General features: G+C 69.0%; 11 protein-coding genes. 5 read left to right on the forward strand and 6 right to left on the reverse strand.

What is annotated here, in order from left to right; genetic code table 11:
- Positions 1-241 precede the first annotated feature (241 nt).
- The 3 genes from AB0M24_RS01755 to AB0M24_RS01765 are packed head-to-tail and all read left to right on the forward strand — an operon-like array spanning position 242 to position 4130.
- Positions 242-1417 carry a hypothetical protein gene (locus AB0M24_RS01755; protein ID WP_363759440.1) on the forward strand — a complete coding sequence of 392 codons (1176 nt, stop codon included), beginning with the start codon at positions 242-244 and terminating at the stop codon, positions 1415-1417.
- Between the two features lies 1 nt (position 1418).
- On the forward strand, positions 1419-3491 hold the full coding sequence (locus AB0M24_RS01760) for a tetratricopeptide repeat protein (protein ID WP_363759443.1): 2073 nt from the start codon (positions 1419-1421) through the stop codon (positions 3489-3491).
- A 39-nt stretch (positions 3492-3530) separates the two neighbouring features.
- Complete coding sequence (locus tag AB0M24_RS01765) at positions 3531-4130, forward strand: hypothetical protein (RefSeq protein WP_363759446.1); 600 nt, start codon at positions 3531-3533, stop codon at positions 4128-4130.
- 81 nt (positions 4131-4211) lie between these two features.
- Here AB0M24_RS01765 and AB0M24_RS01770 read toward each other — a convergent pair whose 3' ends face one another.
- Together AB0M24_RS01770 and AB0M24_RS01775 are read right to left on the reverse strand one after the other, a co-directional pair.
- Entirely contained in the window at positions 4212-7229 is a 3018-nt protein-coding gene (locus AB0M24_RS01770; protein WP_363759449.1) for a S8 family serine peptidase, read from the reverse strand.
- 203 nt (positions 7230-7432) lie between these two features.
- Positions 7433-8422, reverse strand: coding sequence for a LacI family DNA-binding transcriptional regulator (locus tag AB0M24_RS01775; protein ID WP_363759452.1), 990 nt, complete (start codon positions 8420-8422; stop codon positions 7433-7435).
- A 61-nt stretch (positions 8423-8483) separates the two neighbouring features.
- On the opposite strand from AB0M24_RS01775, the gene AB0M24_RS01780 reads away from it, so the two are divergent.
- The gene (locus tag AB0M24_RS01780; protein WP_363759455.1) at positions 8484-10802 is read left to right on the forward strand and encodes a hypothetical protein; all 2319 of its coding nucleotides are present in this window, start codon (positions 8484-8486) and stop codon (positions 10800-10802) included.
- Here AB0M24_RS01780 and sigJ read toward each other — a convergent pair.
- Positions 10795-11667 (reverse strand): RNA polymerase sigma factor SigJ, encoded by an 873-nt coding sequence (sigJ, locus tag AB0M24_RS01785; protein ID WP_363759458.1) that lies wholly within the window; start codon positions 11665-11667, stop codon positions 10795-10797. The two genes, AB0M24_RS01780 and sigJ, sit on opposite strands and share 8 nt — an antisense overlap.
- 121 nt (positions 11668-11788) lie before the next feature.
- Here sigJ and AB0M24_RS01790 point away from each other — a divergent pair, with 121 nt between their 5' ends.
- A complete protein-coding gene (locus AB0M24_RS01790; protein WP_363759461.1) occupies positions 11789-12760 on the forward strand; it encodes an NAD(P)H-dependent oxidoreductase in 972 nt (323 codons plus the stop codon).
- A gap of 6 nt (positions 12761-12766) precedes the next feature.
- On the opposite strand, the gene AB0M24_RS01795 is transcribed toward AB0M24_RS01790, so the two are convergent.
- From AB0M24_RS01795 to AB0M24_RS01805, 3 genes are read right to left on the reverse strand one after another with little or no spacing between them, the layout of a single operon-like run.
- A complete protein-coding gene (locus AB0M24_RS01795; protein WP_363759464.1) occupies positions 12767-13882 on the reverse strand; it encodes an alanine racemase in 1116 nt (371 codons plus the stop codon).
- Entirely contained in the window at positions 13879-14802 is a 924-nt protein-coding gene (locus tag AB0M24_RS01800) for an ornithine cyclodeaminase family protein (protein WP_363759467.1), read from the reverse strand. Before AB0M24_RS01800 ends, AB0M24_RS01795 begins: the two co-directional genes overlap by 4 nt.
- A complete protein-coding gene (locus AB0M24_RS01805; protein ID WP_363759470.1) occupies positions 14799-15503 on the reverse strand; it encodes a PAS domain-containing protein in 705 nt (234 codons plus the stop codon). Before AB0M24_RS01805 ends, AB0M24_RS01800 begins: the two co-directional genes overlap by 4 nt.
- Positions 15504-15644: the final 141 nt, after the last annotated feature.

The following is a 15644-nucleotide window of genomic DNA, read 5'->3' on the forward strand; positions in this document are numbered from 1 at the left end:
GCTGCCGCAGAACGCGGTCTTCGGCGTGTTAGGAAATTGGTGCGGCCGAAATTCGCGCCGCGCGATTTGAGGGAGGAATACACGTGAAGACGACGTCGAAGATGAAGAAGATCACCGTGCGCCGCACCGGCGACGTGCGCCTGACGACGGCCACCTGCCAGTGCCCGTACAGCGTCGAGGCCTGATCAGCTGAACCGGGGGCCGCGCCGTCGTGCGCGGCCCCCGGCCATCGGGAGGCGCCATGAGCAGTGACACGCCAGTGCTCTTCCACGACCTCAGCTTCGTTCCGGAGGGGGACGAAACGGTCGTCGGCCGGCTGGACACCGGTTCGTACGCGGTACTGCCCGCCGACGGCGCCGCACTGCTCGGCAGGATGGCCGACGGGATGTCGCCCGAGCGCGCCGCCGAGTGGTACGAGTCGGAGTTCGGCGAGCCGATCGACATGGACGACTTCCTGGAGACGTTGCACGAACTGGGGTTCGTGCGCACCGGTGAGACCGTCGCCGAGACACGTCCGGTCAGGTTCCAGAAACTCGGCGCGGCCGCGTTCTCGCCGTTGGCCTGGCTGGTCTATCTCGCGATCACGGTGACCTGGCTGGTGCTCGGCGCTCGGCACGACGACCTGCTGCCCGACCCGCACCAGTTCTTCTTCGTCCAGTCCGCGCTGGTGGTGCAGGTGGTGATCACCTTCGGCCAGCTGCCCCTGGTGTTCCTGCACGAGGGTTTCCACACGCTGGCGGGACGGCGGCTCGGCCTGCCCAGCAAGCTCGGGATGAGCAACCGGTTCATGTACATCGTCTTCGAGACGCGGATGAACGGCCTGTTCAGCGTCGAGAGCCGCAAGCGGTACCTGCCGTTCCTGTCGGGCATGCTCGCCGACGTCGTCGTGCTCGGCCTGCTGGGGCTGCTCGCGCACGTGACCCGTGATGCGAGCGGGGCGTTGTCGTTGACCGGCAGGGTGGCGATCGCGCTGGGGTTCACCGTCGTGATGCGCCTGATCTGGCAGTTCCAGCTCTACCTGCGCACCGACCTCTACTACGTCTTCTCCACCGCGCTGCGCTGCCACGACCTGCACGACGCCGCCGTCACCTTGCTGCGCAACAGGATGTGGCGCGCTCTGCGCCGCCCTGAGCGCGTGGTGGACGAAAGCCAGTGGACCGAACACGACCGCAAAGCCGGCCGCTGGTACGGGCCGTTCGTGCTGCTGGGCATCGTGGTGATGCTCGGGCTCGCGATCTTCGGCTCGATCCCGATCGTCCTGCAGTACGTGGAGATCATCGGCCGCAACCTCGGCAGCGGGCACCTGGACCTCTACTTCTGGGACGCGGTCGTCTCGCTGGTGATCAACGTCGGCCAGCTCGCGCTGGTCGCCCACCTCGCCCGGCGCAAGCGCCGGATCGGAAGAGAAGTGAGCTGACATGCCCTCACCACAGCGGCATCTGCGCCTGCGGGGCGCCCGGCGGGCAGACCGGCAGCGGCACCTCGCGTCAGTCCTGGGCGACGCCGGCGTGATCACGGCGCTCTGCCACCACCGGCTGCGCGGCCCGTACACCGGCGTGGACACGATCCTGCGCGCGCTGCTGCCCGACGCCCAGAAGCGCTGGCCGGACCTGGTCGAGCGGCACAAGGTGGAGCTGCTGTACGGGATTCCCGAGCTGGCCGAGCTGATCGGTCCCGCGCCGTCGACGCTCGCGTCCGCCGGGCCGTTCTCCCAGCGCACGCGGTTCTACGGCGCGCACATGATCCGGTGCATGAGCCAGGGCGTCGTGACGTTCCTGATCGACCTGGCGCGCCTGCGTTCGGAGGCCGGGGACGTGCCTTTGTGCCTTGTTTTCGAGGACATGCACGCCGCCGAGCCGACGACGAGCGAGCTGGTCGCGTTGCTCGCCCGGCGTTGCGACCCTTCGACTCTTCGGGTCGTTGTGTCCACAGCGGACTCCGTTGCGGCGGACCTGGCATCAGTGCTGGACCGCGTCGCGGAGGATGCCTTGTGCTCGGACTCGCCCGAGCAGGACGACCGGGGGCAGGATGAGCTGGTCGCCGCGTACGTCCGATCCGACGGAACCAGCGACAGCCGGGCGGAGATGGACGCCTACGGTTCCGCTGATCCCGTTTTGCTGCAACGACTTCACGACGAGCGCGCCGACGAGCTGGAACCCGGCGCCGACTGGGGCACGGTGATCGGCGCCGTCACCTACCACCGCGAACGGGGCACCGACCCGCACGGCCGCGGCCAGGAGGTGCTCGACCGGGCGTTCCAGTTCTGCGTCGAGATCGGCTTCTCCGCCGCCGTCGTGGATCTCGGGGTGCGGGGCCGCGCGGTCACGGACCCGGTGGCCCAGCCGAAGTTGTACCTCAGGTTCACCCAGCACGCGGCGTCCGCGCTGGTGGCGCTGGGCAGGTTGACCGAGTCACTCGAGCTGTACATGGACCTGCGGGCCCGGTACACCGACGCCAAGGTCCACATGACGGCCAGCTACGGCATCGCGATGCTGCACACCCGGTTCTTCGTACCGCGCGACCACGAGACCGCCGTCGGCTGGCAGAACAACGCCTACGCCCTGGCCTCGTTGCTGCCCGACCCCGCAGAACGCCGCACGTACGAGGTGTTCCAGGCCAACGGTCTCGCGCTGGTCGAGATGCACCGCGGCCACCTGGCCCGCGCGCTGGAGCTCGTCGACGGCGGCATCGCGCGGCTGAACGACGAGCTAGACGACGAGGAATGGGTGCTGCACCGCTCGCAGCTGTTCTACAACCGCGCCCGCCTGCACGCGGCCTTGGGCCGAGCGGACGAGGCGTACGACGAGTTCTCCGAGCTGATCGACCTCGACCCGCTCTACACCGACTACCTGAGCGAACGGGCGAAGATCTCCCGCAAGCGCGGCGACCTGCACGCCGCCCTCGCCGACTACGACCGTGCCGTGCAGATCGGGCCGCCGTTCCCGGAGCTGTACTACAACCGGGGCACCGCACGCCTCGCGGTCGACGACGTGGACGGCGCGTTCGCCGACTTCGACTACGTGCTGGAGATGGAGCCCGGCGACGTCGACACCCGCCTGACCCGCGCGGAAACGCTGCTCGCGAGCGGGGATGCGGTTGCTGCACACGCCGATGTCGTGGCAGGACTGGAGCTGACTCCTGACGAGCCCCGGCTGCTCGCCATGCTCGGCACCATCGAGCTCGAACAGGACCAGCCCGAACAGGCGTTGCCGCACCTGGACGCCGCGCTGGCGGGCGATCCGCGGTATCCGGCCGCGCTGGTCAACCGTGCGGTGGCGCACTTCCGGCTGGGCCACGCCGAGATCGCGGTCGACGACCTGACGCTGGCGCTGGACGTGGTCGGCGCGGACCCGGACGTCCTGCTCAACCGCGGCATGGCCTACCTCGCGTGCGAGCAGTCGGAGTTGGCGATGCGGGACTTCTCCTCCGCGCTCGAACTTCCCGGCGCGGACGTGGAGGAGCTCCGGAACCAGCTTGAACTCTGCCGCTGAACCGTGCGGTGGTCCGTCACGCGGTCCACACTGGACCGCGTGACGGCCGACATTCCCCGGAAGCGCTCGGTGTACCGCCTGCTCACCGGCATGAGTGAGGCACGCGGCGCCTACAGGGAGTTGTCCATCGAGACCAGTGATCTGACCGATGTGATCCGCTGGGAGTTGTCCGGCTCGTCAGGCAGTTACCAGAACCCTGTCCACGCCAAGTGGCTCGGAGAACGGTCCCTGCGCCCGGTCGAGTTCAAGCCTGACGACGCGGCGCCGTGCGTGAGCGTTCGAATCGCGGAGAGGTTCCGTGCGGACTTCGAGGCTGCGGGAACCTTGCGCCCGCTGGTGATCGACGGCCACGAAGACCCGGAGTGGCTGGTGTTCCTGGTCGAGAAGGTGGTCGACTGCCTGGACGTGGAGAGGTCGTCGGAGCCGGAGTGGGACGGCACGGTCCGCAAGTCGGTGTTCCGTGCGGACGCCGTGCCGGTCCATCTGCCTGCTTTCCGGATTCCGCAGTCGACGGACGTGCAGTGGAACGGCTGGATGGTCGACCGCCTGATGAAACTGGTGTCGCTCGACGTGGAGGCGCGCCTCGTGTGGTCGGAGAACCCGGCGGTCCAGCCGCATCCGGACCCCTGGAGATTCTGAGACCGAAATGGGGCCGCCGCGAACGACGACCCCCGCGGCGAGGGGCGGGATGCCGTGAACGGCAGGCCCGCCCCACACCTGTCAGCCGATCCGGTAAGCCCGGATCACCGTCACCTCGGACCCGTTGCCCTTGGTGTCGGAAACCTTGGCCCGCAACGAAGCGAAGCCTGCGCCGGGATTGCGCACCAACGCGGTGCGTCCAGCCACCGGAACCTGTTGCCACGTCTTGCCGTCGTCGAACGACACCTCGACGTCGATCCGGTTGATCCGCCCGTTGTCGGGGTTCTTCGACTGCTGCACGCACAGCGGTACGGCCAGCAGCCCGCCGGCGGGCGTCGAGTTCGAGTCGGACAGCACCGGCTCGAAGCGGAGGACCGAGAGCGGAACGTTCGCGAACTTCGTGTCCGCGGTGGTCTTCGACTTGAACGTCCAGGCCGCGGACACCTTGGTGGAGAGCTCGGACGAGCTGCGCGCGATCTCGCTCTCCACGCGGAACGTCGCCGCGCCCGCGCCCACCTTCGGGAAGTAGCCGTTGGACGGGTAGGGCGTGGTGCCGAGCAGCGTGCCGTCCCGGTAGAGCTTCGTGGACGCGGACTCGTACTTGCCCGCGTCGCCGCGCCCACCTGCCTCGTCGGCGAGCAGCGACACGTTGACGCCGATGTCGTCACCGCGCCGGGCGAGGTCGAAGTCGCTGCTCAGCGACGGGCCGAAGACCGCGAGGTTGGTGCGTTCCACATAGGACTTCCCGGCGGCGTAGGACTTGTAGGGCGAGTAGGAGTAGATCTCCGGCGGGTACTCGTCACCGTTCACCTGGTAGAACGTGCGGCCCCAGGTGATGCCCTTCTCGTTGTTGACGACGTACTTCACCGTGCCCGGGCTCGCCGGGAAGAACCACGGGAACGAGGTGCCGTCGGTGAAGGCGGGGCTGACGGCGAAGCTGGCCCGCCGTCCCGCGGGCATCGGGCCGATCTTGGTGTTCACCTGCGCCACGTCCTGCTTGCGGATGGTCCTGGTGAAGCCAGTCGGCAGGATGCCCTGCTCCTCGAACGCGTACGCGTGCTGGGTTCCGTCGGCCGAGGTGAGGCCGGCGCCGATGCCGACTCGGTAGGCGCCGGGCAGGCGTGGACCGAAGCCCGCGAGGCGCAGGTCGCTGGCCGCCCGCGCGTACGTGCTGACCGACGAGATGCCGCTCGGCGTCTTGCGGAACTGGTTGACGTCACCGTGGTTCTGCTGCGCGGCCGGATCGGCGGCGGTGATCTCGATCGGTTTCGTGCGGCGGGCGTCGAGCTCGATCGTGGTGTCCTTGCTGACGTCCACTTCGGAGTAGCTCAGGACGTCGACCGCGGTCTCCGGCGCGGCGGCGAACATCTGGCTGTCCACGAAGTACTTGCCCTTGGGCACGCGCACGACCGCGCTCGGGTCCTGGGGCAGGCGGAAGAAGCTGGTGTTGTCGGTGCCGGTGATCCGCGTCCAGTGGTTGCCGGTCGGGTTGCCCGCGTGGTCGGTGACCTTGACGGTCAGGTTGTACATCTCGACTCCGCGCACCAGGCCGATCGGCGCGCGAGTGGACCATCCTGGACCGGCCGCGACGACGGCACCCGAGAAGCCGCCGTCCTCCGAACCGACCCGGCTGTCACCGGTCACGGACGCCTTCGCGGTGCCGCCCGCCGGAACCGTCAGCTTCGACGGTGACACGGCGAACATCCCGGCCGGTGCCTTGACGTCCAGGCTCAGGTCGAGGGTGACCTCGGTCGTGCCGGGGTTGCGGTAGGTGATCTCCTCGGTCACCGGCTTGTCGTCGTCGTGCGGCCAGTCGTGCGTGCCCAGCAGCACCGTCGCCGGGTCCGCAGTGACGACCGGCGTGATCGCCTTCGCCAGGTCGATCCGGCCGGCGCCCTGTTCGTACGCGGTGTTCGTCGCGTTGGGCGTCGCCGTCGCGATGAGCTGCGCCTTGATCCGCGCGCCGTTCCAGTCGGGGTGCTGCTGCTTGAGCAACGCCGCCGCGCCCGTCACGTGCGGCGCCGCCATGGAGGTTCCGGACATCTCGACGCGCTCGGTCGTGCCCGCCTTCGCCGCCACGATGCCGACACCGGGCGCCGTGACTTCGGGCTTCACCGCGCCGTCACCCTTGCGCGGACCCTTGCTGGAGAACCCGGCGAGCGTCTCGTCGCGATCCACCGCGCCCACGCTCAGCGCCGCGTCGGCCGTGCTCGGCGAGCCGACCGTCTCCTTGCCCACCGCGCCGGAGTTGCCCGCCGACACCACGAACAACACGCCGCGCTCGGCGGAGAGCTTGTCGAGCAACTCCTCGATCGGGTCGACTCCCGGCGTGTCCGAGGAGCCGAGGCTCATGTTGACCACGTCGGCGCCCTGGTCGGCGGCCCACTGCATGCCGGCGAGGATCGACGAGTCCGGGCATCCCCGGTCGTCGCACACCTTGCCGTCGAGGATCCGCACGTCCGGCGCCACCCCGCGGAACGTCGCGTCACCGCTCGCAATGGTCGACGCGACGTGCGTGCCGTGGCCGATGGTGTCGGTGGTGCCGGGGGAGCGGGTGAAGTTCTGCTCGGCGATCTGCTTGCCCGCGAGGTCCGGGTGCTTCTCGTCCACCCCGGTGTCCAGCACGGCCACCTTGACGCCCGTGCCGGTGATCCCGGCCTGCCACGCGGCGGGCGCGCCGATCTGCTTGGTGCTCTGGTCCAGGCTGATCCGCCTGATGCCGTCCAGCCACACCTTGCCGCCGCCCTGGAGCAGCGCCTGCCAGCCCTCGGTCGTCTTGGGCGCCTGTGCCGCGGTCAGGTCGGTGCCCGAGATCTGCCTGGCGCTCAGCACACCGGCGGGCTTGGTCACCAGCACCGGTGTGGTGTTGCGCCGCGCGTCGTCGTAGCCGGCCTCGATCAACCCGGTGACGTCGAACAGCCTGCGGTCCACCTGCCCGGACGCGACGAGTCCCAGCGCGTCCTCGGGAATCACGGACGACCTGCCGTCGTGGGTCTCACTGACGAACCGGATGCGCTCACGACCAGGGCCCCGCACGACGGATACCGCTCTCCCGTCGCGCACCGCCACCCGGTCGCCGGTGACGAGAGTGACGAACACGTCGCCCGCTCTGTCCTTTGTGGACTCATCGGCCGCGGCTGTGGCCGGAACGACGGGTGTTATGGCTAAGGCGAACGCTAGTATTTGCTTGGAAAACAACGAACCTCCCCGGTCAACGATCTGTCCCAAACGAGATCGCGACGCTATCCAGGACTTCGCGAGGTCCTGATGGAGATGCTGTTGAGAATCCGTGAAGATCGAATCTAGCGCGGCGGAGCCGTGGTGGCGCGAATGATCAGCTCGGGGTCGAAGAGCAGCTCGCCGGTCGGCACGTCGCGGTTGTTCAGCAACGCGAGCAGCGTGTGGCCGACCTGAGCGGCGATGCGGTCGGACGGCTGCCGCACGGTCGTCAGCGGCGGGTCGACGAACTCGGTGATCATGGTGCCGTCGTAGCCGACCACGGACAGGTCGTCCGGGATCGTGAGACCGTGCCGGCGCGCGCCGCGGATCACGCCGAGCGCCAGGAAGTCGCTGGCGGCCACGACGGCGGTGGCACCGGCGCGGACGACATGGGCAGCGGCGGCCTGGCCACCTTCCACCGTGTAGGGCTGGCGGATCACCCAGTCCGCGGCATCGATGCCCAGAACCTTCTCCATCGCCTCCACGAAACCGCGCACCCGGCGGTCGGCCGGGCCGTTGCCCTTGGGGCCGGAGACCATCGCGATCCGCCGGTGGCCGAGCCGGTGCAGGTGGTCGACGGCGAGAGAGGCGGCCAGCACATCGTCGGTCGAGAACACCGGGATGTCGTGGCCCGGCACGGCACCGTTGACGGCGATGAACGGGATGCGCCGCGTCCGCAGGATCGAGAACGTCTCGGGATCGGCGTCGTCGAGAGTGTTGCTCGCGGACAGGAAGACGCACGCGCCGATGCCGCGATCGGCGAGCTCGGCGACGAACTCGCGTTCCTGCACCCCGCCGGCGAAAGCAGGGCACACGATCAGCTTCAGGCCGTGCGGCGCGAGGATCGTCTCGATGCGTTCGGCCAGGTCGGCGAAGAACGGGTTCGAGACGCGTTCGGTGATCACCGCGACCAACCGGCTCGGCGTCGTGCGCTCGTAGCCGAGCTCGTCCATCGCGTGCTCGACCGCCTCGCGGGTGGCCTGCGCGACGCCCTTGCGCCGGTTGATCACCCGGCTCACGGTCGCCTCGCTCACGCCCGCGAGCGCGGCGATCTCGGTGATCCCGACCTTCATGCCGATCACGCTAACAATGACGTACTTGCAATGCCAGCGTGAAAGCTTGCAGACTGCTTGCATGCCTCGCAGGAGCTGGAGCAAGTACGCGGTCGTCGTGGCGGTGCTGGTCTCGTCGGTGCCGGCTGCTGCGGCGGTTCCGCTCACCCTGGTCAACCGCGGGTTCGAGAACGGGCCGACCGGCTGGCGGTTCAGCGCCGGCACCGGCACCGCGACGAACAACCCGCACACCGGCTCCGGCCTCGCCTACCTCGACGGGGGAGCGGGCAAGACGATCAGCCAGTCGATCACCGCGGCGGAAGCGGGCGCGTACACCGTCGGAGCCTGGATCGCCGCGGCAGCGCCAGGCGGCAAGCTCGTCGTCCGCGTGAGCGGCTCGATCACCGCGGAAAGCGCGATCCCCACGCAGACCGCGTACACCCGCTACCAGACCTCGACGATCACGGTCGCCCAGAACGACGTGCTGGACGTGAGCATCGAGTCCGGCCAGTCGTGGGTGAACGTCGACGACGTCACCATCGCGCCCGCGGTAGCCCCGCCACCGCTCCCGTTCACCAACCCGGGCTTCGAGGACGGCTCCACGGGATGGACGTTCGGTGCGGGCACCGGCACCGCCACCAACAACCCGCACGGCGGCACGAAACTCGCCTACCTCGACCCCGGAAAATCGATCAGCCAGACGACAATCGCAGGCCAGGGCAGGCACGTGCTGTCGGCGTGGATCGCCACCAGCGGCGGAGGCGAGCTGAAGGTCAAGGTCAACGGCGACACCAAGGGCACGGCCACGCTACCTGTCCGCGACTACTACGCGCGCTACTCCGTCGGCCCGTTCACCACCGCCCAGGGCGACAAGGTCGAGGTCGTGATCCAGGCGGGCACGGGGTGGGTCAACGTGGACGACCTCATGGTGTCCCCGGCGGCCCCCGCCTCGCCCACGATCAGCTCGTCGAACTCCCAGATCGTGCAGATGTTCAACTGGGCCAAGGCGAAGGCGAACAGCTGGGTGATCCAGCCCGGCACCACCGGCCCGGTCAACGTCGACGAACGAACCCTCGCGGGCACCGGCACCGCGACCTATCAGCCGTCGTACTGGGCCGGATACGCCCACCGCACCGGGTACTACTCCCGCGACATGGTCCACCAGTTCGGCGGTGCCCAGGTGCTGTGCCTCAACGACGAGAACCTGTCGATGACACACGCGTTCGCCGCGTCGTCCACCCCGGAGCACAAGTACTACCCGGTGTGGGCGTTGAACTTCGACAACGACACCTACCTGCGCATCGACTACAGGAACCCGAACTCGTTCGTCCGCGAGGTCCCCGCGACGTTCGAGCTCGTGGAGAAGGCGAACCAGGCCTACCGCTGGAGCGGTGACCAGAGGTACGTACGGGACCCGGCGCTGTGGGAGTTCTACCGCAGGGCGACCGAGGACTTCATCAGCCTGCACGACGCCGCCAAACCCAACGGCGTCGCGGAAGGCACCGGCAAGGGCATTTTCCAGGGCGCGGCGAGCTACAACGAGCAGAGCGACGAGCCCCTGGCCGAGGCCGGTGACTCGATCGCCTCGCAGTACCAGGCGTTCCGTGCGATGGCCTCACTCGCCCGCGGTCGCGGAGATACCACCACGGAGATGAAGTTCAACCAGGCGGCGGCAAACCTCAGGACCTACTTCAACACCACCTGGTCAGGCACCGGCTCCGGCGCGGCGATGGTCCGCGCGTACACAGTGGATGGTCAGGCGCTGACGGGCTGGGGCAAGGAGAACAGCTGGTTCATGCCGATGAAGCAGATCCTCGACCCCGGACCACGGCGCGACGCCTACCTCGACTACATCGACCAGCAGGCCAGGGGAACGGGCAAGCCGACAAACATCGAGGCGATCACCTACCTGCCGGACACGTTCTTCGCCAACAACCGCCCGGACACCGCCTGGTACTGGATGAACCACGTCTACAACGCCCGGGACACCAGGCACGTCGCTGCCCGCCAAGGACCCAACGGCGACTACCCCGAGGTGTCGTTCACCCTGCTGTCCCAGACGGTCGAAGGCCTGCTCGGGGTCGTGCCGAACGCGCCGGAGCACAAGCTCGCCACGCAGTCCCGTCTGCCCCAGGGCATGGACTGGCTCGAGGTAGCCGACATCGCGATCGGCGGAGGAAAGTTCACCGTGCGCCACGACGGCGGCACGAAGTCGGCGGTGACCAACCAAGGCGGTAGCGGCTACGTCTGGGAAGCGCGATTCACCGGCACCTACCCGAGCGTGAAGGTGGACGGCGTGCAGCGCCCCGCCCACACCCGCACGGAGAACGGAGTCACCTACACCTACACGACCGTGGCGGTCCGGCCAGGCGGAAAGACGGTCGTCGAGGCCGTCAGCTGATCCACGGCCGCAGCTTCGACGGGTTACGGACGGCCCAGATGCGCGTGATGCGGTCGTCCTCGACGTCGAACGCGTAGACCGACGAGATGACCCCGTGGTACCGCACCAGCAGTCCCGCCTGGCCGTTGACCGTGCGTTCGAGCAGCGAGAAGTCGCCGACGACGGAGTTGGCGACCCGCAGGAGGAACGCGATGATCTCCTCGCCGCCGACGATCGGCTCCAGCGCCGCCAGGACCTTGCCGCCACCGTCGGCGGTGAACACGGCGTCAGGGTCCAGCAGACCGACGAGCGCCGCGATGTCCTGGGTCTCCCACGCCTGTTTGAAGTCGCGCACCAGAACGGTCTGACGACCCGCCGAAGCGGCGGGCGGAGGAAACGCCCGGACCCGGCGCCGGGCCGAGGACGCCAGCTCGCGGCACGCGGCAGGGGTGCGGCCGGTGATCTCGGCGATCTCCGCGAACGAGTAGCGGAACACGTCGTGCAGCACGAGTGCGACGCGCTGGGCCGGCGTCATCGACTCGAGAGCCACCATGAACGCCATGCCGACCGACTCGTCCAGCGTGACGCGGTCCGCGGGATCGGCCGTGTGCCCTTCGGCGGGATCGGGCAGCGGTTCGGGAATCCACGAGCCGACGTAGCTCTCCCGGCGGTGGCGCGCGGAACCGAGCAGGTCGAGGCAGATGCGGCTGGTCACGGTGGTCAGCCACGCACCAGGAGCGACGATCGCCTCCTGCTGTGGCTGGGAGAGCGCGTACCAGCGGGCATAAGCCTCCTGCACGGCGTCTTCCGCCTCCGCGAGCGAGCCCAGCAGGCGGTAGGCGAGGTTGATCAGGTGGCGGCGCTCTTCGAGAACCACGTCCGTCATCAGCACTCCCGTCGGTTCGGTGTCTTCACCCTGTCCGACGAAGCAGCGCCGGGAAACGTCAGCCTGACGTTCCGGAGAGCCGTCTCGTCGTAGTGATCGGAAACGCTACGAAGGGAATCCCATGGTCAAGATCGGCATCATTCTCGGCAGCACGCGGCCGGGGCGCAGGGGCGAGCAGGTGGCCCGCTGGGTCGCGGAACGGGCGGCACGGCGCGGGGACGCCGAGTTCGAGGTGGTCGACCTGCTCGACCACCCGTTGCCGCACCTGGACGAACTGCCCGGGGAGTACCTGCACGCGCACACCAGGGCATGGTCGCAGACGATCACGCGGTTCGACGGGTTCGTCGTGGTCACGCCCGAGTACAACCATTCCGCGCCCGCGGCGCTGAAGAACGCGCTCGACTTCCTGCGCGACGAGTGGCGGAACAAGGCGATCGGCTTCGTGTCGTACGGCGGAGTGGGTGGAGCCCGTGCCGTCGAGCAGCTGCGGCTGGTGTGCGGGGCGCTGGACCTGGCCGACGTGGCGGTGCAGGTGACGTTGCCGCTGGCCACCGAGTTCGAGAACCTCGCCACCCTGAAACCGGGGGAGCACAACGTCGTCGCGCTGGACAAGCTGCTCGACCAGGTCGTCGCCTGGAGCGGCGCACTCGGCCCGCTGCGCAGCACGTCCACCGACGAGGACGAGCTCAGGGCGCACGTCGGCAGGATCGTCGACGGGATCAGGGCCAAGGACCTCGACGCCCTCGGGCGGCTGTACTCCGAGGACGTCGTCTCCTTCGACGTGCAACCGCCGCTGCAGCACGCCGGCGTCGACGCCAAGCTGAAGAACTGGTCGGAAGCCTTCGACGCGTTCGAGGAACTGGACTACGAGGTGCGGGACCTGACGCTGACGACGGGTGGCACTGTCGCGTTCGGACACTGCTTCGGGCGGCTCAGCGGCACGTTGCGGAACGGGATCGCGACGGACGGGATGTGGGTCCGCGCCACGTTCTGCTTCCGCAAGATCGACGGGAGCTGGCTGGTCACGCACGACCAGGTCTCGGTGCCGCTCGACATCGCCACCGGCGGCGGGGTGACCGACCTGGTGCCCTGAGCGGTGTCACCACCCGCGGTGCCGGGTCCACGTCTCGTCGACGTCGAGCTTCGTGCCGCTGACGACATGGTAGCGGTCGTGCTGAGCGGCGGTGGCACAAGCGTGGTTCGGCAGGATCCGCAGCCGGGTTCCGATGGGAAGGTCGGGTACCGGCTCGCTGTCCCGCGTGCTCAGGACGCCGTGTTCCTGGCTCGCCCCGGTCATGATCAGATGCGGGATCAGGGTGCCGTCCAGGTTCGCGACGAGTCCGTAGCCCTGGTCGACGGCCTGCACCTGCGTGCCGCGGTCCCGTGAGGTGGCCATCCAGCCGCCGTCGGTGAGGATCCAGTTCTTGTCGGGCCGGTGGCCGATCACGGTGACGGCGACGGACAGCGCGAGGTCGTCGGTGGTGCACACGCCGATGCCTGCCATGACCAGGTCGAAGAAGACGTAGTTGCCCGCGCGGGCCTCGGTGACGCCGGTGAGATCGGTGGCCGCGTGCGCGGTGGGGGTGGATCCGACGCTGACGATCGGGCAGGGCAGTCCGGCGGAATGCAAGGAGTCAGCCGCGGCAACCGCGATGTCCCGCTCGTTCGAAGCGGACTTCCGCAACGCGTCTGGTGTGTAGGCGAAGTAGGACTCGCCCGCGTGCGTGAGCACACCGGCGAGACAGTCGCCGAGTGCCCGGCCGATCTCGACGAGTGCGGGATCGGTGGGCGCGATGCCACCGCGGTGCCCGTCGCAGTCGACCTCGATCAACGCCGGAACGCGGAGGTTTTCGTTGTGTGCGAACGAGACCAGGCTCTCGGCCTGGGTGAGGCTGTCCAGCAGCACCGTGAGCGTGACACCGCGGTGCAGCAGGGCGGCGACTCGGGGCAGCTTGTGCGGGTCGATGCCGACCGCGTACAGGATGTCCCGGTACCCCGCGTCCGCGAAGTGCTCGGCCTCGGCGAGGGTCGACACCGTGATCGGCCCGCCTGCCTGGACCCGTTCGGCGACCTCGACGGACTTGGACGTCTTGACGTGCAGGCGAAGCGGCACGCCGAGCTGGTCCAGGTGGTCGCGGAGCCGGGCGATGTTGCGGTCCAGCCTGTCCGCGTCCACGACGGCGAACGGGGTGTCGGGAGTGTCCAAAGTGGTCATGAAGCGTCTCCTGGAAGACTGGCGCGGCGACGCAGCAGTGCGGCGGCCAGAGTGAGGTCCTGCAAGGCGAATCCTGAGCTGTCGAACACGGTCACGTCGTCCCGCGAGATCCGGCCTGGCGCATCGCCGGCGAGCACGGAACCGAGCGCGATCGGCATCGCGGAAACGTGCTGGAACTCGCCGATCGCGGTCGACTGATCAGGCAGGTCGCAGAAGAGCCTGGCACCGGGGTAGAGCTCGACCGGCAGCTCCTGCTTGCCCGGACCGTCCGCGCCCATCGCGGAGATGTGCGTACCCGGCACCACCCAGCTCGCGTCGAACAGCGGTTCGCGGGCGGTCGTGGCGGTGACGAGCACGTCGGCCGCGGTGACCCCGGTCCTGGCGTCGACGGGTTCCACGGGCAGGCCGGTCACGGCGGCTACCCGCGCGGCGAACTCCCTTGCCGCATCGGGACTTCTACCGACGACGTAGACCTGGGAGATCGGCCGCACCCGGCTCACCGCACGGACCTCGTGCAGTGCCTGGTGCCCGGTTCCGATCACGGTCAGCGTGCGGGAGTCCGCGCGGGCCAGCGTCTCCACTGCGAGCGCGTCGGCGGCGGCCGTGCGGTAGGCGTTGGCGGCGGCTGCCTCGACCACGGCGCTCAGCCTGCCGGTGGCGGGGTCGAGCAGCACGATCGTCGAGCTGTGCCGAGGGAGTTCGGTGTTCCCGGGCCAGAAACTGCCGATCTTCACGCCCACGAGGTCGCCCGCCTCGCCGGACTTGAGCGTGAACCTGTTCTGCGGCAGGGAGGAGTGCCCGATCACGACCGGGAACGTCGACCCGGAAGCGGTCGCCAGGAACGCCTCCCGTGCCGCGGCCAGCGCCAGCTCGTCGTCGACGAGGGCGGCCGACTCGGACTCGCTGAGGAAGGTGGTCACCGCGAGTCCTTCTTCAGCTCGGCGAGGTCGTTGTACAGCCCGGTGCGGGAGATGCCCAGCCGTCCGGCGATGCGTCCCGGCGCGCCCCGCAACGCGAACACCCCGGTCTCGTGCAGTGACCGGACGAGCCCCAGCCGATCGTCGCGCCCCAGTGCCGCGACGGGCACCGCGTGTGCACGTTCGGCGCGTTCGATCAACGACTCGACGACCTGATCCAGATCGCCGGAGAAGTTCGTCGAAGGGATTTCCGGTTCGTCCGGTGTGGACAGTCCGAGCAGATCGGACAGCACACCGGTCGCGCGGTTGATGGCCGAGACGTCGATGTTGACGCACAGCGCGCCGATCAGCGTCCCGTCGACGTCGCGCAACGGCAGCGTCGTGCACTTGAGCACGCGCCCGTCCTGTGCGCGTGTCAGGTACCCGACCTCGTTCTGGGCGTCGTCCCCGGCGGCGAGCACGCGCAGCCCGATCTCGCTCATCGCGTCCCCGACCTGCCGGCCCGTCACGGACCCGGCGACCGCGACGACCGATCGCTCCTGGTCGCGGTAGTCGTGCAGCACGACCTCGCAGCTGCGGCCGAACGTCGCCACGATGCCCGCGATCACGGGGGACAAGGCGGCGAACACGGCGTCCGCGGTACTGGATCCCGAGACGTCTGGCACGACGGCCAGCTCCTTCCGTGTGGACAAACTGTCACGCATTGGACAAAGTGTCACACACGGCAGGAGTCCGCGCAGCATCGTGTGGTGCGCACCACCGGGAGCTCATTCCGGCGGGCCGGGACGCCGCCGCACTCCCCACACCGCCGCCGCCAGCACGACGAGCAGCATCTCGATCACCCT

The sequence above is a fragment of the Lentzea sp. NPDC051838 genome (genome assembly GCF_040681245.1).
Classification (GTDB): domain Bacteria; phylum Actinomycetota; class Actinomycetes; order Mycobacteriales; family Pseudonocardiaceae; genus Lentzea.

What these genes read in the sequence shown, in the direction of transcription:
- AB0M24_RS01755 (WP_363759440.1), top strand. Translation starts at nt 242, where the DNA reads ATGAGCAGTGACACGCCAGTGCTCTTCCACGACCTCAGCTTCGTTCCG.
- AB0M24_RS01760 (WP_363759443.1), top strand. Translation starts at nt 1,419, where the DNA reads ATGCCCTCACCACAGCGGCATCTGCGCCTGCGGGGCGCCCGGCGGGCA.
- AB0M24_RS01775 (WP_363759452.1), bottom strand. Translation starts at nt 8,422, where the DNA reads ATGAAGGTCGGGATCACCGAGATCGCCGCGCTCGCGGGCGTGAGCGAG.
- AB0M24_RS01780 (WP_363759455.1), top strand. Translation starts at nt 8,484, where the DNA reads ATGCCTCGCAGGAGCTGGAGCAAGTACGCGGTCGTCGTGGCGGTGCTG.
- sigJ (WP_363759458.1), bottom strand. Translation starts at nt 11,667, where the DNA reads ATGACGGACGTGGTTCTCGAAGAGCGCCGCCACCTGATCAACCTCGCC.
- AB0M24_RS01790 (WP_363759461.1), top strand. Translation starts at nt 11,789, where the DNA reads ATGGTCAAGATCGGCATCATTCTCGGCAGCACGCGGCCGGGGCGCAGG.
- AB0M24_RS01795 (WP_363759464.1), bottom strand. Translation starts at nt 13,882, where the DNA reads ATGACCACTTTGGACACTCCCGACACCCCGTTCGCCGTCGTGGACGCG.
- AB0M24_RS01805 (WP_363759470.1), bottom strand. Translation starts at nt 15,503, where the DNA reads ATGCGTGACAGTTTGTCCACACGGAAGGAGCTGGCCGTCGTGCCAGAC.